Source organism: Enterococcus sp. DIV1208, from assembly GCF_050530455.1.
Lineage (GTDB): Bacteria > Bacillota > Bacilli > Lactobacillales > Enterococcaceae > Enterococcus_B > Enterococcus_B hirae.
This window is the reverse complement of record NZ_CP172887.1, coordinates 661,186-682,675: the sequence shown is the minus strand read 5'-3', so window position 1 is coordinate 682,675 and position 21,490 is coordinate 661,186. Positions and strand designations below refer to the sequence as shown.

Here is a 21,490-nt window from a genome sequence, read left to right as displayed (position 1 = left end):
GCAGTTCCTTTTTGCACGATTATTATAGCATGACTCTATTCTTCTGTTCAATGTTAATTTCTAGCATCTTGATTAAAGATTAAAATTGACTTCTATCAATTCATATAAACACCAAAAATTCTGATATCAAGGCATTTTTGAGTAAATAGCTTACTAGCAAACCCTAACTGATCACAGTAGTACGATAGTCAAAGAGGATATTTTTAACTAAATTGATTTATCGTATAGTGTGATAGAGGGAACTAGTTCTACTTACTTATGCAATAAAACATATCTAAAGAGTTTTATTTGAAAAAAATATATTGACATTTTATACTTGAATTATCAAATAAAAAGGACGTGAAGATAAATGTCAAATTTAGAACATAAAGAAGAAAAAACTTTAGACAAAATTATTGCTACGGTTAATAAACTGGATAAAGAATTAGACGAACTTGATACGTTATCTGAAAATCCAGAAAAAAAACATAACCTAAAAAAATGGTTAGTTGAACGAAAAGCGATTCATGAAATTAAAAAAATTCTTCATGAAGCTGGTAAATATGAGAAATATGATGAAAAAGAACTTGATAAAGAATTTAAAGAAATTAATGATTTATTACAATAATTGATTTATACGACTCATTTTGAGTCGTTTTTTATTTATAATAAAGCATTCCTTTCAAGAAGATAAAACAAATGAGAGTCATTGTTTAAGTTTAGTTTGTATATAAAGTCTATAGCTATTTTTAAATTCAATATCTGCTATTTTCATTACTTTTTTCATTGCTTCATCTGAAGAGTCAAACTGGTACCTATTCTTTTCGAATCCATCTTCAACTATCGTGTATTGATCTTGGTTATAACAGATAAATACATAGCGATCTTTTTTGAATGTAAGAATTTTTAAAGCGAAACAGTTCTTTGACTTAAATGTTTTTTTCAAATATTGTTTTAATTGCTTTTTATAAATCATGTTCATTTTACGGCACTTCTACTTTCTTCATCGACTAGCCATTGATTTTTGTTGAATCGATTAACCAACTTATTTACTTCCTTATCAAATAAAAATTTTTTCAACGTTCGACTAATATAAAAAACTTGCACCTTTTTGCCATCTATTCTAAAAGCAATTCGAAAATCTTCCTTTCCTAAATGGATTTTCATTTCATAAATAGAGTATTTTGCAGATGAATGGACAGGTTTGATGCGATAAAAATTATGTGTCAAATACTCATTCACTTTATATACGATTATTTCTTGGTATTTTTTTGATTGATTCTCAGAAAATACATCGGAAAATTCCTTGCTGAACTCTACAGAGTACATAACTATACCTTCTTTGTTAGATGATTTATGTAAAGGATAGAATACAAATACAATAGAATGTCTCATATATCACAATATAATTATAGTTGATAAAACAACCTATTTCTATTCATATTCATTATATCAACTATAAAAAATAGCCACCAAAAGGCGACTGAAAAATAGGCTTTTATTTGTAAGTTACCTTACAGGCTTTAGACTAATCCAACCAATGCCTATCAAAAACATATCATACTTGTTGCATCACTATTTCGTCTATTTTCTTTGGTAGAAAATCGCTGGTAGAAAAGATAAAATAACACAAAAAAAGCGCCTAAAAAGACGCTTTTGGTAGAAAATTGGAAAACTGAGTATCAGAAAGTACGTGAAATAGGCTATTTTAAGATTGATTTTCTCCCAATTTCACTAAGTTTTACCAGCTTTTCCGATACATCTTGAACAGGAGCAACTCAACCAAAAACACTGGTACAAAAGCATTTGTCTGTCTTCTGGTAGCGCAGTGGAAAACTCAGACTGGTAATAAATCGTCATTTTTCGAAAGAATAACGCCCTCTTGAACATTATCAATCGCATTTACCACTTGTTGATCTGACTTCGCATATAAGTGACCGTAAGTTCCTAAAGTGATTTGGATATTCGCATGGCCCAATCGTTCTTGAATCGATAGCGGTTGAATATTCTGCTCAATCAGAAATGCAACATGAGAATGTCGTAGCGCGTGAAGCTTAATCGGCTTGACGCCCGCTTTTTTAGCAGCTTCTTTTAACCAGTTTGCAAAAGAATAAGGTGGCGTAAAGGTTCCGTCCAACTGAGCAACATATTCAAAATTTCCAATACGTTTTTGCAAGTCATACCACTGTTTGAGCTTTAAGGAAAGCTTCTTCCCCATCCCAATCGTTCGATAAGCGCACTTAGTTTTTGGAGTCGAAAAGTACCAATCGTCTTTTGTATTATAAATCAGTGTCTTCTCAATCGTTATCGTATTTTTCTCGAAATCTACATTCGACCAAGACAAAGCTTCAAGTTCTCCAATCCGAATACCAGTATAAAAGAGTATTTCATACACAATCTTCCGATGGCGAGTTTGAATCTTATCGTCCTTCATTGCGTTCATCACTTTTAGAAACTCGCTGTGTTCCCAAAACTCAACTTTCTTATTCTCAGAAGGAAGCGAAGAAACATCTTCAACGGGATTTTTAGCAATCACCCCCTCTTTAACAGCCCGATCCAATACAATCTTTAAGTGTCCCCGAATCCGATTAATATAAGATTTTGATAACGTTTCGCCATTGACTTTTTTCCGTGAATTACGTGACTCCGTCTGGCTTAGTTCAAATAGCCAATCCTCAATATCGTGACTTGTAATATCCCGAACACGGAAATGATAGAAAAACTGCATTCGCTTTTCGAATATAAATTGCGCATTCTCATATGTTTGACTTTTCACCTGTCTCTCATACCATTTTACAAACCTATCCTTGTAAAACTCTTCGAAAGTCATTTGATTGGTAGAACACAACTGAGTAGGAACTGTCTTGTTAAAATCATGTGTTTCCATGTACTTGTCATAAGCAATTTTGGCATCTTTTTGTGAAACATAGCCTCGTTTAGTCTTCTGAACCTTTCTTCCATTTTCATCTATACCTAGATATGCTCGAAAGAACCATTTTTTTGTTTTTTTGTCTTGATAAATATTTTTAATTTTTGGCATCGTACCATTCCTCTCTATACTCGAGAAAAGCTACTTTAATTGTACCGCGCTTGTACTGTTTATTCCGCAACTTGAACGTGGAAAAGATGTTCAATCACTCGAGATGGCACCACACCAACTTGACGATTGTTATAAAAATCTATACCTTCAACCCTTGCAAGATATGCTTTGCTCTCTTTAATCATTCGTGCAGCTTGGCTAGGTTTAAAGCCCATCTCTATCAGAATTGCACGATTTACCATGAAATCACATTTTGTTTCCAATCTCTCACCCCCTGATGCTTTACTCCTTTTAAACTAATCCTCTCTATAATCAATTGTTTCTCATTCAATGGTTGTGTTATACTCGTCTTGTCGAGGCGGAGTACGTTGCACAACTTGTTGTGTAAGCAGTACTTTGCTTTTTTAGTAGCTTGTTTTCTCATTTGATATACTTTGTAGTTTTCGTTCATAATACTCAACCTCCTCCTGATAATACTCTGGGTCTGCCTTCATATTTTGGAGAAGTTTAATCTGTCTTGGATTCATTTCTCCTTGTTCAATAATCAAAGACAACAAGGAAGAATGAAACGTTTGATCCACTTGTGCAATAAAAGCTAGCGATGGCGAAACACCATGGATTAACCAATTCATACTTTTCTCAAAGCTTTGAGGAATCGTTTCTAAAGAAATGTTGATTGCGCCATGATTGCCAATAAAGGCTGCCCATTTTTTATCAACTTTTGCACCTGGCTCATTTGGATCGCGGTCATAAAAACAAATTGCGCCATTAAGTAACTCAAAAAACAGTTTGGTTAAATCATAGGTTTTTGAAATAATCTTTGCCAAGCTTTGTGCTTTCTCTTTTCGATACCGTAGTTCAAAGCGATTTTTCACTTCTGTCTCCTCTAAAGGAATTCCTCGTCTTTTACGTTGTTCATAATCCTTCTGATAAAAACAAAAGCGACACTGACTCTTCTTTGAGCCTAAATACAAGGTCTCGCCATTTGATTCATTGTTTGTGATATCCGTCCCGCCATGAGATTCACTCACTTGAAACGTGGTCCACACATGGCCTAGCGTTACCTTACGCTTCAGTTCTGGAATGCTGAGACTCCCCACAAAATCATCTAAAGTAAAATCAATCCGTGTAAAGTTTCCCTGATAATCTAATACCTTACGGAAGAACTCTTGCCAGTTTGATTTTGCGGTCTTCAAACGCATGGCAAGATGTTTACAGCCTTGACCTGAAAACTCCATCACGGTTCCTTTTACCGTATCGTCAATGGAATACCGAATTGTGATTACTTGATTCCACACGTATTGGCCAATATAGCCCTTTGGCGCATAATCCAGTTCCTCAAAGCGTTCAATAGGCATGCCAATAATTGCTTCAATCAACTTTAAATGTTGATTCGAGAAAAAGTGAATAGTTAGATAATCAATCAAAACACGATTAACTGGAACAATCTCTTCTTGCAAACTATCCAGTATAAGATTCAATTTTTCTGCACTTAATTGTCTCGTTCCTTTTTCTACTTTCGATAATAACGATCTCGAAATCCCCACTTTTTCTGCTAAATATCGCTGGGTCCACCCCCTTTCTTCTCGAGAAACTCGAATCGATTCCCCGAGATCATGTTGATTCACTTGATTCATAGAAAAACCTCCTTCTGCTATTTACTTGTCAAAGAACCGTCAGACTTATTTTAAGTACATATTAATTGTACGCTTGTATTTATTTTAAGTCAATATGTTTTGACTTTTTTTAAGTACGCACGTATACTAAATTTAAGAATTCATCCTGAGGAGGAGTTTTCATGGAGATAGACAAGCAAGCAGTCGGTAATCGAATTCGGCAGATTCGCCAAGAGTTAAAGCTGAGTATGGAGAAATTTGGCAAACTAATTGGTGATCTACCACGAAGCACTGTCAATAATTGGGAACGCGGGATTAATCTTCCAAAAACCGAGACCCTTCACCAAATTGCAGAGGTGGGTCATGTCACCAACGAATATCTTTTGTATGGTGATCAAGAGAATCAATACATTTTAGAAATGCTTCAAAAGAAGGCAGGTAAGCTTGATCCTAAGATTGAAGGACTGATAGTAGACGAAATGAAACAAGCAGGTCTTGTTAGTGAAAAAGAAATGGATCGAATGATTGAATTTTTTATTACAAACCTCATTCCACCTACCGAACAAGACCAGTTTACTTTCCAATGTATCGACGAGAAAAAGCGACTTTACCTTGGTTCAACCAATTTTGGTAAAGAAGCTCAACTCTATTTACACCATGATCATCAAAATCATATTCTGCACATGATGCCCTTTACCTTCTCCAACTTTAGTATGGATCGCTTACTCGTCTATTTAGCAAATCAAGAATCCTATTCCTATTTTGGAAAACATCTGCCCAAGAAACTAGTTGAAAAAGCCATTCTTCTATACTCAATTAATCAATTGACCGGAGATGTGCGAATTGCCCCGTTGGTCTATTCAAAAGAAACCGGTTCTTATCAGTACACAGAGGACAATCAATATCTACTAGAACAGCAATATCTTTATCTACCATTCGTGATGGAAGTCGAGAAAGAACGCCTGTTAAACGCAGCGTATCCATCATCAAAATGAGGTGACAAGATTGATAAGCACGTGACAAAGAAAATACTGCTAGGACACTCCCCAATGGGTAGTTGTCACAGTTTCCTGTTCTTTGTTAGCCCCCTGTTAGAACCGGGGGCTTTATTCCTGCAGTCCGGCTGCGCCTTCCTGCAATAGACAAAACTCCAGATCGGGTGATTCGCTTGTGGCGAAACCCGACCTGGAGTTTGTCTCTGTATTTTAAACCCTAAAAATTAACCAAACTGACTGAAATTCCCATAATCAGCGCGAAATGAGCCATTAAGTCCAGCTTTCCTACCTATTTTTGATAATCCTTTGGTTAGTTCTTATTTCTTTTACGAGAGGGATAAATGATTGGTTAAATCTGTGTACATTTCACCCTTCAAAAATGTTTTCGAAATATTTCATCAGCACATGTCATACAAATTACCGGTGCATTCTCAAATTCTAGTTCTTTAATTGATTTCAATTGAGGAGCAGTTACTTTTGGCGGAAATTTCCATTTTGTCCAAACCTCTTGCCACGTTGAAATTTCTTTGTTGCAATTATTGCAATGAAAAGTTTTCGTTTCAAAAATATAAATAATTGCTTTATCCAATAAAAGCTTTCTACTTCTCAAATTATTTTTCTCTAATAAGAAAAACAGAAAAGTAATAAGGTACAACAGTGATGATTCCCAATGAAGAACAAACCATAATAATATTTTTCTAACTTATCCCCTTCAAGGAAATAATTTCTTTTTTTTCACTAAAATAAAGAATTTCTTGCAAAAAATAGAAACTACAAAATTATCAATCATTTCAAGGTAATATAACTACCTGAGTTTATTATCGATTAAAATGCTAACTACATTTGCAAGAGAAGCGAGAGTTAAAGGTAAATATAGAATTTCTACTTTTTTAGCAATAGAAATAGGAATAAAATATTTAAAATGTATAGAAACTTTCTTTTTTTTCTTGCTATCTTTTTATAATCACAACTCTCGATAATAGAATTACGATTTATTTTATACGGCTGAAAAAATCTATCACCAAAAAAATTCAAACATTAAGCCAAGGATTATGAAGTCAACATTTCGAAAAATGAACATACATTGGTAAGCAACTATAACTATTACCACAGACATAAAGTAACACAATATATTACTATTTAAGTGTACGCCACCAGTGAATATCCTCAAGGTATACAGCGCACAACAAAAAGAAAAAAGGAAACGCAGAAGCATTTCCTTTCAGTGATTTAATGAAAACAACACGATTTGACTTAGAGCCTTTTTATTTGAATTCATTTTCGCTTTATCCAACTTCATTTGATTACTCGGTTAAATACTTTTGACATGAGTATCAATGAAACATTCATTAATTATGGTTGCTTATTTCTTACCGCTTTTCTGGCCATTGCTAATCCGCCGATTATTCCGGCATTATCACCTAATTCGGGCGTAATAATGTAGCTATCAATTGGTGGTATTTCAACATATCCATTTATAAGCTCAACAAATTTATCCTGAACTTTTTTCTTCATGTGTTCTTGTTTCATTACACCACCGCCAAAAATAATTCTATCTGGCGAAAACATCAGTGTTGTATTGTATGCACATTGGGCAAGGTAAAAGGCTTCAATCTGCCAAAACGAATCGTCAGCCAATAAATTCTGGCCTTTTACACCCAACCGTTTTTCAATCGCTGGTCCTGCTGCCATCCCCTCTAAACAATCTTGATGGAAGGGACAGTTTCCTGAAAAATTGTCCTTTGGATGTCGCTTGATCAACATATGACCCATTTCCGGATGACTGAATCCCTCCACGAAAGTCCCATTGAGCAAGGCACCACCTCCTATACCTGTTCCCACAGTGAAATATGCAACACTTGCTAACCCTTTGCCAGAACCAGCAACATATTCACCATAGCAAGCCGCATTAACATCTGTTGTCCATTCAATCGGAATATTGAAATGTTGCTTTAGCGTTCCTACAAAATTGAAATTTTGCCAAGCAAGTTTTGGTGTTGATGTGATATGACCGAAACTCGTTGATTTGCATTGAATATCAATTGGACCAAAGCAGCCGACCCCGATGCCTGCCAATTGTTCCTTAAAAGGTTTAAAAAAATCAATGACCTGCTTCATTGTTTCAACTGGAGTTGTTGTGGGAAAACTGACTCTTTCCAAAATCGTTAATTCCTCAGTACCGACTGCACAGACAAATTTAGTCCCTCCAGCTTCAATTGCCCCATATATCATCATAGGTTCCTCCCTTCGAATATGTGAAAAACACTTCATTAACGCGGCAAGCGTTCTCGATCAGTGAAATGACGTTTAGTATTTCCTGAAGCTTCTGTTGAATACCAGTAAGCGACACTAGCAACATCGTCTTGCCGCTCAAATAAGCGAACATCATCGTTGCCGATTTGTTGTAAAGTGACCGATAAATCTTCGGTAAAACAGATGGGGTCTTGAAGATGCCAACGATAAAGACCATGTCGTGGCATTGCGTCGTCACCAAAGGCATGAACGGCATTCAATTTTCCCGTTTCAAAACGATCTCTTGTGGCATCTCTATTTGATTGGTAAGGATACCCTAAAAAGGCTGTTGAATAGTTTTTCGCATGTGGACGTCCGAACTCATCGTACTCATGAAAGGCCCACGCCCCGCCAAAATAATCTTCTGAACCTGTTGAGGTTACGGTCGGATACTCACTATCCCCATCAATGTAGAATTTAAACTCGCCTTCGCCCCACCAATAACGTTCTAGGCAGGTAAGCGCAAGGTAAGTACCCACGTAATAGCCTTGGCCCTTTAATCGATCAATTAACTTATAATCCTCCTGTAATTTGGTAATGCGTTCCCGATGCCAATTTGCGTGAAAATATAGGCTATTTTCTTCCAATTCGTCCACCAAAGCGTAATTTATCGTATAAAAAAATGAGGACATATCCTTCGGATGTAAATTCTCGATCGTAATTTTAGCGGATGTTTGGAAAGGCATTTCGAAATAGGAATTAAAGCCCCCCGTAGGATTAACCACTATCGGCAACGAGTTCACCTCGCAACGCTCTCCAAACCCATTACAAAAGAAATCCCCTAAAGGACTTTCAACAGCAGGGCTATCCGACCCATCCCAATAAATTCTTAAGATTAAATCACGTAAAACAAAACTGCCAAATTCTGTTCGATCACGAATCGTCATCCACATATGACGAATTATTCCCGTTCCAGTAATATCCGCAATCACAGTTTCTTCACCAGAAGTCAGCGGAATTGCGCCACGACCTTTGCGGCTTGGTCCTAGCTCGCTTGGCAACATCGCAGCTTTACCTTTCTCGCCTGTTGGATTTTCGGGAGTGATTGCTCGACTCTGGATTTTTTTAAATTGGGTAATATTTTTTAGTATACTCATCTTTTTCTCCTTTGAATGTGAATCGTTTTTCCCTTTTCTACGTGAAGAATTTTTTTCGTATCACTTATTTTCAATGGCTTTTCTGACAAATTTGAAATACTCAACTCGGATTGCGTACATTCAATCGAAATGAAGGCTTGACCGAACTTCAAATTCTTCCAAGAAAACGTTAAATTATCAACAGGATCAATTTGCAATACTCCTTTTTTTAATTTCAATCCGAAATATTGACTGATCATTAGGCTGACAAAAAGACCCGATGCCCAGCCGCATTTGCCGCAGCCAAAGTCTCGCACGACTTCTCCTTGTTGAGCCTCTAAGCGATACGGCCACCACCACCACGAACCGTCTAAATCTGCCAAACAAATTAGTTCTTCTAATCGGGTTACGAAAGATTGAGGGTTGTGCAGCTCGCTCATTAAAACAGTGATAAAGCCAGGAAAAGTGGCGCCGGATTCTAATCCCCAAGTGATGCCTTTGATTTCCTCGCTATAGGTTGGATTGAAAGAACTAGCAGAAAAGGCCATGGTGTTCTGATATAAAGGATCTTTATTATCTAAAAATTGATAAAAAGGCATCAACGTAGTGTCTGATTCTTCTCCATCATGCATCAATAAATTAATTTTTCCATCCACAATCACATCACTTAAAAAGATTAACCCTTGCTCAAGAATCGGTTTTTGATAGTGCTTCACTGAATAGGTTGTTTTCTCCTCATCACCGATTCCCTCCAAAAATTGCTCACCAAAAGGACCATCGATAGTCATTTGTTTACAAATTGATTCTTTTAGTTTACAGGCAATGTTTTTGTATCGCTTGCTAAGACTCAGTTGTTCTAGGGCTTCAAAAATTTCTGCAAGTCCAATACAGGCCTTCCAAAGACAAAGATTGCTGCCGGTATGATACTTTCCAAGTGCAAAGGCGTCTGATAACCAAACAGATGGAAAAAGCATTGGTTCCCCTGACCGACGTTGAGCTAATATGTCCTCAATAATTCTTGAAGCATTCAGTAGAACCTGCGGATACCGCTCAAAGAATTTTGTATCCCCAGTATGTTCAAAATAAAGACTAGCCAGTAACGCACTGGATAACGAATTACTCAGAGAATGATTGATACCTCCTGTAAATTTTGAACCAGGAAACTTAACGCCATATTGATCAAACCATAGAACCGTTTTTTGACATAACTCCGGTTCAAACATGGTGAATGGCAATGATGCGTAATACATATCCTTATTCCAAATTCGATTAGTAGCAGGATAGCTGCCCCAATTGCTGCCGACGACCTGTCCCTGTCGATTCATACCGAAACTAGAAAAGCTTTGATAAAGTGCACGACGATAGAGATGGACAACTCTATCGTTTGGCATTGACAGCTGCCCAAATAGCTGAGCAAAATAGTTCAGTGTTTCCTTCAGCCATTTTTCGATATCAGATTCCTGAAAAGTCATTACTTCTTCAAAAGCATTTGGGTCCACAAAAGCAATGGCGAAGCTTGCCACTTCCTGTTGCGCGATCGTGTCCTTATTTCCTTTTTGAGAAATCAACACATTTTGCTGATCCGAATACTTCTCTTGATACATAGGCACATCTTTCACTGAAACTTGAAGGCTTTCGTGTGTTTCATTCACAATGTAAACCTGTTGAACAAGCATACTTAAACGCTTATTAGCCAGTATGGGAGCAAAGGATACTACAATGACCTTAAACGTCGAATAATGATGAATATATCTAGGCAAACAGTCTTGAATCACATCGACTTCAATACGATGATCCGATTCTGACAAATGGTAGACAATCCCGTTTACTTCAACCTTTAAGGATAACGAATTGGTTTGAGAGAGCTGTTTATTGACCCAAACACCTGGTTTTTCCTCAGTTAGTAAATTTTCTCGATAAAAGGTCAACGTTTGAATCGTCCCGCAAACATCAAGGTTTGCTAATGTCTTTTGATTACTTACATCAAAGGTCAATCCCTTTACATCAGGGATATTTCGATAATAGCTGTATTCGTTTGAGGTAGTCACAATTCCGTCGTTTAACTCGGTATTAAACAATGGATGCTTTGGAGAATGAATTACTTCATTAATAGTCATCTTTTCCCTCCTTGCTAAAAAACTGCAGCTACTAGGCTGCAGCTTTCTACTATGCGATTCCAAGTAATGACAATAAAATTCCCAACACGACCATTCCAAAAATAATTTTGATGACGCCGACTTTTTTATCTAGTAATTTGAAACAGCCCAATGTTACCAATAAAGGTACAATTCCTTTAAAAATACTATCGAGGATTTCTTGGACATTCATTAGCTCTTCGCCCTTCATTGAAAAGCTCAAAACGGTATTGAATTTGACCATACTGATCGTCATTGCGCCTACCATGATCAGACCCAAGATACTAGCAGCTTTTGTCAGAATTTCAATTAACCCGTTCGCATACAGCTTTTCAATATATTTAGAGCCTAATGAATAGCCTAAAACGCCGCCATAGTATCGCATCAAGTAATTAGGTATATTGAACATAACTAAAAAGATAATTGGTGCCAAAATATTTCCGGCATTGGCTAAGTTGATCGCTAGTCCCGCGGTAACGACACGCCAAACTCCCCAGAACAATGAATCGCCAATTCCAGCCAATGGTCCCATCAAACTCGTTTTGATCGCGTTGATACTTTCCACGTCAAAACCAGCTTTTTCAGAATTTTCCTTCTCCATCGATGCCGCAATCCCCATGACAAAGGACGCGCAAGGAATGGTCGTCGAAAAATACTGTGTATGACGCTCCAGCGCCGCAGCTCGATCTTCTTCACTTTTGTAGAAATGATTAATGAAGGGCATCATAGAATAGGCGAAACCACCGCCGCCCATCGTCACCGGATTCACCGAAGCATACATGGTCATCGAGCGCCAAAACATCTTTCGAACCAATTTTTTCTCATCTTTAGAAATTCCATCAGCTAATTTCATTGAAAGAAATCCTCCTCTTCTTGGTCAAGCGTTGCATTTACAGCAGCATCGCTTTGAACTGCATGAACAGATATATTTTTTAGTTGTAGATCTCTTTGGGCTATAACAATTGCAATAATCGTTCCAACTGCGGCAATTGCAATCAATGGTAACTCGAGATACGCCATAACAACGGCCCCAAAGAAAAACCACACAGCAATATTTTTACTCCAAAGCATCCGTAACAGCATCGCCATCCCAACTGCCGGCAGCAGATTTCCAGCGACTGTTAATCCGTTCATGATGACCTCTGGAATATTATCCAAGACGCTTTTGACAACATCTGCTCCAAATAAAACGGCAAAAAATGGAATAAGAGCATAAAGCGCATAGTGGACAAACCACATAAAGAAGTGCAGATTGATGATTCCTTTTTGATCACCAGATTTTGCAAATTTGAAAAATTTAGCAGCCATCGGTCCACATACAAAAGAAAAAATCATATTCATTAACTGTAATCCTAATACTGCTAGTGGAAAGACAATGGGAATAATCGCATCCACGTTTCCTCCCATTTTGATTGCGAACGCTGTAGCCAGCCCAGCAGCCAAAGAAGGCTCCGCCGTACTAGAGATTCCGATATTGACGACACCCATAAAGATGGCTTCTAGTGACGCCCCGACAATCAACCCCGTCTGCAAATCCCCCATCAATGCTCCTGCTAACGGAGCAACAACAATCGGACGACTCAGCATGGACATCCCGAACATTTCATGTCCAGCAACTCCAATAAAAACGGCCAAAGCGACTACAAATGCATCATACATAATTTTTCTCCTTCCTTTTTCTAAAAATCACTCAAAATAGAGATAGCTGAACGTTTTTCCATCGCCGGTGTAGGCTGAAAAACGGTATCTGGATAAAGTTCAACTAATTCTTTTAAGTCTTGAATTTCTGACGTCGTTAACATCACTTCCTTTGATAAGGTTTTCTTATCTTCCGATGGCGGTGTCATTTTCCCAGCATTCCCCACGTTCATTAATTCGATTTCCGTTGGGAAAGCTTTCGCAACTTTTACCGCATCTTTGACATTAGGGACTAAAACCATCAAGCGCATGTCCTTCGCCCGCGGATCTTTTAACAAATGAATCGCGTCATCAACTGTTTTAATAATGACTTTGACATTCGATGGTGCAGCCATCTTCAATGTCATCTTTTGAATATCGTTGGTAGCCGCCTCATCGCTTGCTACTACTAACCCGGTTAAATTTAGACTCTTTGTCCAAGTCATCGCTACTTGTCCATGAATTAATCGTTCATCAATTCGCACTGCTTTAATCATTTTTCTTCCTCCTAAAAAAAATCTTCCTCTTCATTTACTACATGTACCTCATCAAGAATGGTCATCTTTAATTCCTGTTGGCATTTATTTACCAGTTCCTGAATATCCTCCTTTGTTAATTCCTTGGTTGCCAATACTATTTCGAGCAGAATTGGCAGATTAAAGCCTGACAAAATAGTTACAGCAATCTCTTTCTCCAAAAAGGTTTTGGTAATCTTCTGATTGACACTTCCGCCAAATAAATCGGTAAAAACAAAAATCTGATCCTGCTCATTCACCTGGTTTACAAATACATTCAACTCCTGTTCAAAATCACACTCATCCACATAAGCATTAATCACCGTAATCTCTTGAACCTTCCCCGTCAGTAATTGAATACTGCTAAGAAAGCCTGAAGCTAAGTGACCGTGAGTCGCTATTAGAATTTTCTTCATATGGTTAATTCCTTTCTTTCTGTTCACTTTTATATAAGCAATTCCTGTGCCAACTTTTAAAAACATTGGTTTAATCACGTTAATTCACATTAAAAAAAGTGTCTAACCTAAAAAAAACAGATTAGACACTTTTTTAGACACTTTATTTTTGAATATACGGTCCTAATAATTCATAGAGCAGCGAAAGCTCATAAGCATTGACTTTAAAATTATATTTCATCTCCATTGATTGAAAAATACTTCTAGAAACATAATAAAACTCATCTTCATCTGGTTTCAAATCATAATTCGGTTCTTCAGATTTTTCTGTCCGAGCCAAGAATAAACGTTCCATCATCAATGCCGTATGCATATAGAGATTTAGTTTTACACGGCCATTTAAAGTGAAATGATAGTAATTTTCATATTTAGAAATGACTGTTTCCACTTCACTCATCACGATCGTTGGGTTCAGAAAGTTCAAACGGTCCGCAATTCCTTCCAACGAAAAGAATTTTACTAGCTCCTGAATCAAGCGGTTAAATTCTGCCGGCTTCATTTCAGGACTCAAAATATGCTCCAAATTGGCTGCTCCATCACCGTCTAAGATGTCATAAACATTAATATTAGGAATTGAAAAGGAACGCGGAAGATCCGAAGTCGTGATGACCAATTTTGTCTTGTCAAAATAAGTTTCATCATTTTGGTCGATTAATTCACGTAGTTCTCTGTAGTCCTTCGTGAAAACTTCGATGGATTCATCCGATAAATGATGACGAAAAACATCTTTCAATTTGTCCGAAATCCCCAAACCCGACATACAGGAAATGATAATGTTGCTACTTTGAGAAAAGCCTTCAAAGTATTGAACATTGATTGAATACTTGTCTGCTGCATCCTCCGCAATCTGTTTAAATGGCGCATTCATCGTCATCTTCAAGCCAATATCAAGTGCAATGGAAGTCGTCAAATTATTCAGAAGAAGTAACTCCCCTTTTAAATCGTTCTTGATCTGTGTGTAAATTTGATTTAAAGAGCCCATATCTACGATCAGCACTAGACTATCTGTATTCACTTGCCTTTTCACGAAATTCCTTGTCGATTCGACAATCTCTGACACATTACTCTCTACTGGCATATCCAACGCTTCAAAAACATAATTGCCGCATAATTGATTCACTACTGCTTGAATGCTGCTAGCCGTACTATCTCCGTGAGCAAGCAACAGGCCCTTCAGCTCGATGGATTCATCTACATAATCAGATAAAGTCACGACAATAAGCAGTCTTAGAAAGTTCTCGTCCTTTTCTGAGAGCGGTGGTAAATGCTCCAAGAACTGATTACATAAGTAAGTCGTCCGAGGTAGATTTGCAGCTAATGTACGATTTATCCCGGTTAAGTCTGTCTTATAGCTTGGGGAAATGACATAGGATCTGCTAATAATTTCTGCAACAGGTCCACTCGTCGTCAATCCGTACGTTTTTCCTAAAACGGATACCCAGACCTTTCTAAACATCTGAATCATCAATTTTCTACTCATTGATAAAAAAGAATCCTTATCAATGTGATACACCAAATGCTGTACTTCATTCTTTATCGAAGAAAAGTTTTCATTGAAATTACCTTCATTTATCAACTGAGTAATTTTTTCCAAAATCGAATCATAATCAAACGGTTTGATTCGATCCGTTTTTATCTTTTGATTTTTCTTTATCAATAAACTAGCAATCGGCAAGCTTTCTATCTCGGATTCCAGCATATTTAACTGAATCAAGATCTCATTTTTCCCAATCGTTAATGGTTCTTCTTGTGTTCGACTATACACATCCGCACAACTGATTTTAATGATATTCTTCAGCTTACCAATATTCCCACTAAAGGGATGAGATAACATTAAAGACAAGGCTTCTCTTGAAACAATAATATCTTTTTGTAAAACATCCGCTTCATTTTGAAAAAATAATTGAATCAGCTCTAATCGTTCTCGAATAGGGCGATCTTCAAAAGTTGGCAACATAACACTAATTTGAATACGCCGATCAAAGGTGTCTAATAAATAATCTTCACCTTTTTCCGTCGTGGCGAAAATAAAACGAACCTTAGCAGAATGCCAATTTACATTTTCACCGACTGGACGATAGTTTCCAGTATCAATAAATAGAAAGAGCTTTTCTTGATTTTCTTTCGATAAGCGATGGACCTCATCGAGAAAAAGATAGCCGTTGTTGGCCGTTGCCAATAAACCATCGGTATCCTTTTCAGCCCCCGTAAAGGCCCCCTTCTTGTATCCAAACAGTGTTGCCGAAAGCAGTTCGGGATTGTCCGCATAATCGGCACAGTTTAAGATAGCAAATGGTGCATCTTCTTCAATAATTTGCTCATGGATAGCGTATTCAAAAATTTTTGTGGCTAAAAAACTTTTTCCAACACCCGTGGCTCCATTTATTAATACACTGAGTCCGTTAGGCGGATATTTGACAGCGGCTATACATTTTTGAATGACCTCTCTCAGACTTCCGTCATGACCAACTACAGAATGAAAGGCTTCGTTTATTTGCTCCGTATTATCTACAACCGCATATTCATCTAAAGGCTTCCACAAAACAGGCTTTCCCGGTAATTTCTCGACCTTTTTATCTTCCACTAATCTCGTCAAATAATGGCTGGCATTCTGACGAGAGATACCTAGATTCTTCGAAATTTTCTCGGCAGTGACAGAAGACATATTCCCTGTTAGTCGTATCAGCTCATCAAAAACTCGATCTTTAGCGCTCTTTTTCATTTTTTCCTCCAGTTTAATGTGTCTAAAAGCATAATAAACTATCGGCTACAATATGTCTATTCTATATTTGTATTCCAATTTTTACTTTGAAACACAAATAGTCGAATATTTGCCTCAGATATCTGACAAAATAATTTATCTACCAATTTAGTTTTTATCTAATATGATTTTTATGTTTTTTCATAGCTACAAATATTGAACTGGATTCATATATTAGTTTTATTAATAGATTACAGAAGAGTTAAGTATATTTGCATAGTTTCCAATTACTTTATCCTTCTGTAACTTTTTTAATCTTAGATTTACTAGCCCGTCTCGGGCCCTATTTTACAATGGTTTTGTCTACTTTTCTCTGGTAGAAAAACGTGGTAGAAAAAATAAAATAACACAAAAAAAGCGGCTTTTCAGCCGCTTTTGGTAGAAAATTGGAAAACTCAGATAGAAAAAGGACGATTTTTAGCTCTTTAGAACGTTGATAAATCCCCATTCTTACTGAGTTTTACCATTATCTCCTGTACATCTTGAACTCTAAGAACAAGTCGTTATAGATTCCTAAAAACTTAGGTCCAAGGTCTTCATAAACTTCTAGATGAGAGATGGTTTCATCAGAGGGATAGAATTGTTCATCTTGGGAAATTTCTTTTGGTAAAAGAGCTTTCGCTTTTTTGTTAGGTGTTGAGTAGCCAATGTATTCAGCATTTTGGGCAGCATTTTCTGGTTTCAACATAAAGTTGATGAAATCATACGCACCTTCTTTGTTCTTGGCTGTTTTCGGCATCACAATATTATCAAACCATAAATTCGAACCTTCTGAAGGGATCACATAATGAAGATGTTCATTTTCAGACATCATATCTGCTGCTTCTCCAGAAAAAGTTACTGCGACGGATGCTTCTTCATTGATCATATACATTTTGATTTCATCAGCTACGATCGCTTTGACATTAGGGGTTAGTTTGTTCAGTTTATCTGCAGCTGCATTCAATTGATCCATCTCTTTGCTGTTCAACGAATAGCCCAAACTGTTCAACGATAGCCCCATCACTTCTCTGGCACCATCGATCAACATCAAACTATCTCTTAATTTCGGTTTCCAAAGATCATTCCAGTGCTGGATTTCCTCTTTATTGAAAACTTTATCATTATATACGATCCCCAAGGTTCCCCAAAAGTATGGAATCGAATAGGTATTTTGGGGATCAAAGTCTAAATCCAAAAAGCGCTCATCAATGTTCGCTAATCCTTTGATCTTGGAATGGTCTAAAGGAAGCACTAATTTTTCTTTGATCATCTTTTGGATCATGTATTCACTAGGAATGGCTATATCATAATTTGTGCCACCTTGTTGGATCTTAGTAAACATGGCTTCATTGGAATCAAACGTTTCATAATTGACCTTATACCCATATTCTTTTTCAAATTTTGTGATCAAGCTAGGATCAACGTAATCGCCCCAATTATAGATCGTAACGATTTTTGCTCCACTCATTCCACTTGCTTGTTCTAATTGCCGTACACCAAAGAGCAAGATCAAGATGATCACAACGATACCCACAAACAGTGATTGTAATTTTTTCATCGTAAGCGTGCGACCTCCTCACGTCCTCGGCGATTTTTTCTCAGTTTTTTTGAACGATTTTCTTTACTAATGAAATAATAACCGATCACTAAAACCATCGAAAATAGGAACACTAATGCACTTAACGCATTGATTTCTAAACTGATTCCTTGACGAGCACGAGAATAGATTTCTACTGACAACGTAGTGAATCCATTACCTGTCACGAAAAAGGTCACCGCAAAATCGTCTAATGAATAAGTAAATGCCATAAAGTAGCCTGCAATGATGCCCGGAGATAAGAATGGTAAAATAATATTTTTTACGACTTGAAAATTATTTGCACCTAGATCTCTAGCGGCATCAACCATCGAATCATTCATTTCTTGTAATTTAGGTAATACCATCAATACAACGATTGGGATACTAAAGGCAATATGAGAAAGCAAAACACTTTGGAAACCTAATCCAAAGCCTAAAAAAGTAAAGAAAATCAAGAAACTGGCACCAATAATTACATCTGGTGAAACTAATAAAATATTATTCATACTTAGTAATGTCGTTCTTGCTTGACGTTTTTTAGTATAGTAAATCCCCATTGCCCCAAACGTTCCGATAATCGTTGCGATCAGTGCCGATAAAAAGGCTAACATAAAAGTGTTCAATACAATAATGATCAATCGTGTATCTTCAAAAACTGCCTGATAATGGTCCCAAGTAAAACCGGTAAAGTTGTTCATGGTACCACCGTCATTAAAGGAGTAGAAAATCAAATAAAAGATAGGCAAATATAATAGTAGAAAAACAATAAAGAGGTAAAGGTAAGACCACTTAAATTTTTTCATCATGCGCGGCCTCCCTTCTTCTTCTCACCCGTCAGCAACATCACTATAAACATTGCAATAATCAAAATAACTCCGATCGTCGAACCCATCCCCCAATTTTGAGTCACGAGAAAATGTTGTTCAATTGCTGTTCCTAAAGTGATCACACGATTTCCACCAATCAGTCGTGTCAACATGAACAATGACAGTGAAGGAATAAACACTGCTTGAATCCCACTTTTTACACCATTCAATGACAATGGGAATACTACTCGGCGAAATGTTTCAAAATTATTAGCTCCTAGATCACGGCTAGCACTGATCAATGACGGATTCATTTCTTCCAATGCATTGAATATCGGCATAATCATAAATGGAATCTCGATATAAGTTGCCACAAATAAAAAACTAAAATCGGTAAACAAAATTTGTCTTGGAGCAATCCCTAAAAATTCAAAAAATTGATTCACACTTCCATGGATACTAAAAATACCAATAAACGCATAAGCTTTTAGTAATAAATTCACCCATGTTGGTAAGATGATCAGCATCAACCACAACTGTTTATGTTTTAATTTAGTTAAAAAATAAGCAGTCGGATAGCTGATGATTAATGTAAAAAAGGTGATCAAAAAGGCATACCAAACAGAATTTAACGCCATGAAAAGATTCGTTCTAGACGTCAAAAAAGTAGCATAATTATTTAAAGTAAAGTGTCCATTCATATCAAAAAAAGATTGGTAAATGATCATCAAAACTGGTGCGATCACGAATAGACCAAGCCAGAGTACATAAGGAACAGAGTAGATTCTACGCATTGCTTTCATTGACTATTCCTCCTTACTCTTCATAACTATCAAGTCGTGCATCAAATTCTTCTTCTGATTCATTAAAACGCATGACATGGATATCTTCTGGATCAAAGGCTAGACCAACTTTGCTACCCTCTTTTGCTTTTTTCGTTGAATGAACCGTCCATTCATTTTGTTGCTCATCGTAACAGACAATTTCATAGTGGACCCCACGAAACAGTTGCGTATCAACAGTCACAACCAGTTTTCCCTTATCAGGGGTAGTAATTGTTAAATCTTCAGGGCGCAAGACGACTTCAACTGGTTCATTGGGACGCATTCCACCATCAACACATTCAAATCGTTTGCCAACAAACTCTACAAGATTATCGTCGATCATCACACCATCAACGATATTGCTTTCACCCACAAAATCAGCCACAAAATGATTGATCGGTTCATCGTAGATATCGACAGGTGTTCCACTCTGCACGATTTTCCCCTTATTCATCACAAAGATTTCATCGCTCATTGCTAAAGCTTCTTCTTGGTCATGTGTCACAAAAATAAATGTAATTCCCAAACGTTGTTGCAGCTCTCTTAATTCATACTGCATATCCGTTCGCAGCTTCAGATCCAGCGCAGACAGAGGTTCATCTAACAATAATACTTTAGGTTCATTAACGATAGCCCGCGCGATAGCCACACGTTGTCTTTGTCCACCAGACATTTCGCTAATTTCTCGATTTTCGTACCCAGGAAGTTGCACCATGCGAAGTGCATCTTTGACTTTTTTCTCAATATCGACTTTATTCATTTTTTTGATTTTCAATCCAAAAGCGACATTGTCGAATACATTCATATGAGGAAATAAGGCGTAATCTTGGAAAACCGTATTTACTTGCCGTTTATTAGCTGGCACATCATTTAATCGTTTTCCCTCAAAATACATTTCGCCTTCAGTAGCATCTGTGAAACCAGCAATAATTCGTAAAATCGTTGTTTTTCCACAACCCGAAGGACCTAATAAGGTATAAAATTTCCCTTGTTCGATCTCAAAACTCACTTTTTTCAAAATCGTTTCATCATCATAGCGTTTGACCACCTGATCAAATGAAATAATTGGTTTTCCCACTTTTTAACCCCCTAAAATTACAAGTACGATTCAGTAGCGACAATCAATGCCCTCGTACGTTTTGATTGATGATTCTTCAATTGGTGGTGCTTTGTTGCTTGGTAATAGATCGATTGACCTGCTTTGGCAATATATCGCTCTTCACCTAAGCTTAACTCTAATTCCCCCTCTAACACAAAAATAAACGTTTCTGATAAAGAAGGTTCAAATAATTTATACTCTCCTGCTTCATTGAATGTCAGTAAAACAGGTTCCATTTCTTTTTCATTCGAATCAGAGACCAACCATTCAAGTTGATAACCATTTTCTTCATCTAAATAAACGGTATGATCTTCTTTAGAATAAACAACTTGTAGATTCACTGTTTCTTGATGGAAAAATTCTTCAGGGGAAACACCTAATACTTCAAGAATCGAAAAAAATGTTTCCATGGATGGCGAACTCAAGTCACGTTCTAATTGAGAGATATAGCCTTTTGATAAATCCGTACGTTCACCTAATTCTTCTTGTGTCAAATTTTTCTGGATACGTAAATTTCTTAACTTCTCACCTATTTCCATCTCATTCCTCCTCCATGAAGTTTTCTAATAGTAAACATCAAGTTTACTATCACTCGTACTAGTATACAAATTTTGATCAAAAACACAACCCTTTTTATTTTAAATTTCAAGAAAAACATC

At 36.9% G+C, this 21,490-nt stretch carries 22 protein-coding genes and 1 pseudogene; 2 read left to right on the top strand and 21 right to left on the bottom strand.

The features are described 5' to 3' along the window. Positions 1–349: 349 nt before the first annotated feature. The gene (locus IGK91_RS03175; protein ID WP_010738287.1) at positions 350–607 is read left to right on the top strand and encodes a hypothetical protein; all 258 of its coding nucleotides are present in this window, start codon (positions 350–352) and stop codon (positions 605–607) included. A 78-nt stretch (positions 608–685) separates the two neighbouring features. Here the strand turns inward: IGK91_RS03175 and IGK91_RS03170 are convergent, their stop codons facing one another. From IGK91_RS03170 to IGK91_RS03150, 5 genes are all read right to left on the bottom strand, one after another. Beyond that, positions 686–961 (bottom strand): hypothetical protein, encoded by a 276-nt coding sequence (locus IGK91_RS03170; RefSeq protein ID WP_010738288.1) that lies wholly within the window; start codon positions 959–961, stop codon positions 686–688. Continuing rightward, positions 958–1,308 carry a type II toxin-antitoxin system RelE family toxin gene (locus tag IGK91_RS03165; protein ID WP_010738289.1) on the bottom strand — a complete coding sequence of 117 codons (351 nt, stop codon included), beginning with the start codon at positions 1,306–1,308 and terminating at the stop codon, positions 958–960. The genes IGK91_RS03170 and IGK91_RS03165 overlap by 4 nt, the downstream gene beginning before the upstream one ends. Positions 1,309–1,816: 508 nt before the next feature. Continuing rightward, positions 1,817–3,019, bottom strand: coding sequence for a site-specific integrase (locus IGK91_RS03160; RefSeq protein ID WP_181934204.1), 1,203 nt, complete (start codon positions 3,017–3,019; stop codon positions 1,817–1,819). A gap of 59 nt (positions 3,020–3,078) precedes the next feature. After that, positions 3,079–3,282 carry a DUF3173 domain-containing protein gene (locus IGK91_RS03155; protein WP_181934203.1) on the bottom strand — a complete coding sequence of 68 codons (204 nt, stop codon included), beginning with the start codon at positions 3,280–3,282 and terminating at the stop codon, positions 3,079–3,081. Between the two features lie 141 nt (positions 3,283–3,423). After that, complete coding sequence (locus IGK91_RS03150; RefSeq protein ID WP_181934202.1) at positions 3,424–4,656, bottom strand: replication initiation factor domain-containing protein; 1,233 nt, start codon at positions 4,654–4,656, stop codon at positions 3,424–3,426. A gap of 161 nt (positions 4,657–4,817) precedes the next feature. On the opposite strand from IGK91_RS03150, the gene IGK91_RS03145 reads away from it, so the two are divergent. Further along, on the top strand, positions 4,818–5,630 hold the full coding sequence (locus tag IGK91_RS03145; protein ID WP_181934201.1) for a helix-turn-helix domain-containing protein: 813 nt from the start codon (positions 4,818–4,820) through the stop codon (positions 5,628–5,630). A gap of 373 nt (positions 5,631–6,003) precedes the next feature. Here IGK91_RS03145 and IGK91_RS03140 read toward each other — a convergent pair whose 3' ends face one another. From IGK91_RS03140 to IGK91_RS03065, 16 genes and pseudogenes are all read right to left on the bottom strand, one after another. Further along, positions 6,004–6,219: a hypothetical protein gene (locus tag IGK91_RS03140; RefSeq protein WP_239000525.1), complete on the bottom strand. Its 216-nt coding sequence runs from the start codon at positions 6,217–6,219 to the stop codon at positions 6,004–6,006. Between the two features lie 216 nt (positions 6,220–6,435). Next, positions 6,436–6,665: pseudogene (locus IGK91_RS03135) on the bottom strand (hypothetical protein). After that, positions 6,649–6,846: an accessory gene regulator B family protein gene (locus tag IGK91_RS03130; RefSeq protein WP_071868827.1), complete on the bottom strand. Its 198-nt coding sequence runs from the start codon at positions 6,844–6,846 to the stop codon at positions 6,649–6,651. Before IGK91_RS03130 ends, IGK91_RS03135 begins: the two are co-directional and overlap by 17 nt. A gap of 137 nt (positions 6,847–6,983) precedes the next feature. Next, positions 6,984–7,862, bottom strand: a complete 879-nt coding sequence (locus tag IGK91_RS03125; protein WP_181934429.1) for an ROK family protein — start codon at positions 7,860–7,862, stop codon at positions 6,984–6,986. A 38-nt stretch (positions 7,863–7,900) separates the two neighbouring features. Beyond that, the gene (locus IGK91_RS03120) at positions 7,901–9,019 is read right to left on the bottom strand and encodes a glycoside hydrolase family 172 protein (RefSeq protein ID WP_002287020.1); all 1,119 of its coding nucleotides are present in this window, start codon (positions 9,017–9,019) and stop codon (positions 7,901–7,903) included. After that, entirely contained in the window at positions 9,016–11,115 is a 2,100-nt protein-coding gene (locus IGK91_RS03115; RefSeq protein WP_181934200.1) for a glycoside hydrolase, read from the bottom strand. The genes IGK91_RS03120 and IGK91_RS03115 overlap by 4 nt, the downstream gene beginning before the upstream one ends. A gap of 49 nt (positions 11,116–11,164) precedes the next feature. Next, complete coding sequence (locus tag IGK91_RS03110; RefSeq protein ID WP_002295014.1) at positions 11,165–11,986, bottom strand: PTS system mannose/fructose/sorbose family transporter subunit IID; 822 nt, start codon at positions 11,984–11,986, stop codon at positions 11,165–11,167. Then, complete coding sequence (locus tag IGK91_RS03105; protein ID WP_002287024.1) at positions 11,983–12,792, bottom strand: PTS sugar transporter subunit IIC; 810 nt, start codon at positions 12,790–12,792, stop codon at positions 11,983–11,985. The genes IGK91_RS03110 and IGK91_RS03105 overlap by 4 nt, the downstream gene beginning before the upstream one ends. A 20-nt stretch (positions 12,793–12,812) precedes the next feature. Beyond that, positions 12,813–13,307 (bottom strand): PTS sugar transporter subunit IIB, encoded by a 495-nt coding sequence (locus IGK91_RS03100; protein ID WP_002287026.1) that lies wholly within the window; start codon positions 13,305–13,307, stop codon positions 12,813–12,815. An 11-nt stretch (positions 13,308–13,318) separates the two neighbouring features. After that, entirely contained in the window at positions 13,319–13,819 is a 501-nt protein-coding gene (locus IGK91_RS03095) for a PTS sugar transporter subunit IIA (protein ID WP_256664972.1), read from the bottom strand. A 64-nt stretch (positions 13,820–13,883) separates the two neighbouring features. Next, on the bottom strand, positions 13,884–16,502 hold the full coding sequence (locus IGK91_RS03090) for a sigma 54-interacting transcriptional regulator (RefSeq protein WP_430605325.1): 2,619 nt from the start codon (positions 16,500–16,502) through the stop codon (positions 13,884–13,886). A 505-nt stretch (positions 16,503–17,007) separates the two neighbouring features. Continuing rightward, entirely contained in the window at positions 17,008–18,081 is a 1,074-nt protein-coding gene (locus tag IGK91_RS03085; protein ID WP_181934198.1) for an ABC transporter substrate-binding protein, read from the bottom strand. After that, positions 18,078–18,905, bottom strand: a complete 828-nt coding sequence (locus IGK91_RS03080) for an ABC transporter permease (protein ID WP_010719841.1) — start codon at positions 18,903–18,905, stop codon at positions 18,078–18,080. The genes IGK91_RS03085 and IGK91_RS03080 overlap by 4 nt, the downstream gene beginning before the upstream one ends. Then, positions 18,905–19,711: an ABC transporter permease gene (locus IGK91_RS03075; RefSeq protein ID WP_010719842.1), complete on the bottom strand. Its 807-nt coding sequence runs from the start codon at positions 19,709–19,711 to the stop codon at positions 18,905–18,907. Before IGK91_RS03075 ends, IGK91_RS03080 begins: the two co-directional genes overlap by 1 nt. Positions 19,712–19,724: 13 nt before the next feature. Next, positions 19,725–20,810, bottom strand: a complete 1,086-nt coding sequence (locus IGK91_RS03070) for an ABC transporter ATP-binding protein (protein ID WP_010719843.1) — start codon at positions 20,808–20,810, stop codon at positions 19,725–19,727. Positions 20,811–20,827: 17 nt separating this feature from the next. Further along, entirely contained in the window at positions 20,828–21,370 is a 543-nt protein-coding gene (locus IGK91_RS03065) for a helix-turn-helix domain-containing protein (protein ID WP_010719844.1), read from the bottom strand. Positions 21,371–21,490 lie beyond the last annotated feature (120 nt).

Excerpts from the sequence above, each read along its gene's own strand:
- IGK91_RS03175 (WP_010738287.1), top strand. The coding sequence starts at position 350 with ATGTCAAATTTAGAACATAAAGAAGAAAAAACTTTAGACAAAATTATT.
- IGK91_RS03170 (WP_010738288.1), bottom strand. The coding sequence starts at position 961 with ATGAACATGATTTATAAAAAGCAATTAAAACAATATTTGAAAAAAACA.
- IGK91_RS03165 (WP_010738289.1), bottom strand. The coding sequence starts at position 1,308 with ATGTACTCTGTAGAGTTCAGCAAGGAATTTTCCGATGTATTTTCTGAG.
- IGK91_RS03160 (WP_181934204.1), bottom strand. The coding sequence starts at position 3,019 with ATGCCAAAAATTAAAAATATTTATCAAGACAAAAAAACAAAAAAATGG.
- IGK91_RS03150 (WP_181934202.1), bottom strand. The coding sequence starts at position 4,656 with ATGAATCAAGTGAATCAACATGATCTCGGGGAATCGATTCGAGTTTCT.
- IGK91_RS03145 (WP_181934201.1), top strand. The coding sequence starts at position 4,818 with ATGGAGATAGACAAGCAAGCAGTCGGTAATCGAATTCGGCAGATTCGC.
- IGK91_RS03130 (WP_071868827.1), bottom strand. The coding sequence starts at position 6,846 with ATGCTTCTGCGTTTCCTTTTTTCTTTTTGTTGTGCGCTGTATACCTTG.
- IGK91_RS03125 (WP_181934429.1), bottom strand. The coding sequence starts at position 7,862 with ATGATATATGGGGCAATTGAAGCTGGAGGGACTAAATTTGTCTGTGCA.
- IGK91_RS03120 (WP_002287020.1), bottom strand. The coding sequence starts at position 9,019 with ATGAGTATACTAAAAAATATTACCCAATTTAAAAAAATCCAGAGTCGA.
- IGK91_RS03115 (WP_181934200.1), bottom strand. The coding sequence starts at position 11,115 with ATGACTATTAATGAAGTAATTCATTCTCCAAAGCATCCATTGTTTAAT.
- IGK91_RS03110 (WP_002295014.1), bottom strand. The coding sequence starts at position 11,986 with ATGAAATTAGCTGATGGAATTTCTAAAGATGAGAAAAAATTGGTTCGA.
- IGK91_RS03105 (WP_002287024.1), bottom strand. The coding sequence starts at position 12,792 with ATGTATGATGCATTTGTAGTCGCTTTGGCCGTTTTTATTGGAGTTGCT.
- IGK91_RS03100 (WP_002287026.1), bottom strand. The coding sequence starts at position 13,307 with ATGATTAAAGCAGTGCGAATTGATGAACGATTAATTCATGGACAAGTA.
- IGK91_RS03090 (WP_430605325.1), bottom strand. The coding sequence starts at position 16,502 with ATGAAAAAGAGCGCTAAAGATCGAGTTTTTGATGAGCTGATACGACTA.
- IGK91_RS03085 (WP_181934198.1), bottom strand. The coding sequence starts at position 18,081 with ATGAAAAAATTACAATCACTGTTTGTGGGTATCGTTGTGATCATCTTG.
- IGK91_RS03080 (WP_010719841.1), bottom strand. The coding sequence starts at position 18,905 with ATGAAAAAATTTAAGTGGTCTTACCTTTACCTCTTTATTGTTTTTCTA.
- IGK91_RS03075 (WP_010719842.1), bottom strand. The coding sequence starts at position 19,711 with ATGAAAGCAATGCGTAGAATCTACTCTGTTCCTTATGTACTCTGGCTT.
- IGK91_RS03065 (WP_010719844.1), bottom strand. The coding sequence starts at position 21,370 with ATGGAAATAGGTGAGAAGTTAAGAAATTTACGTATCCAGAAAAATTTG.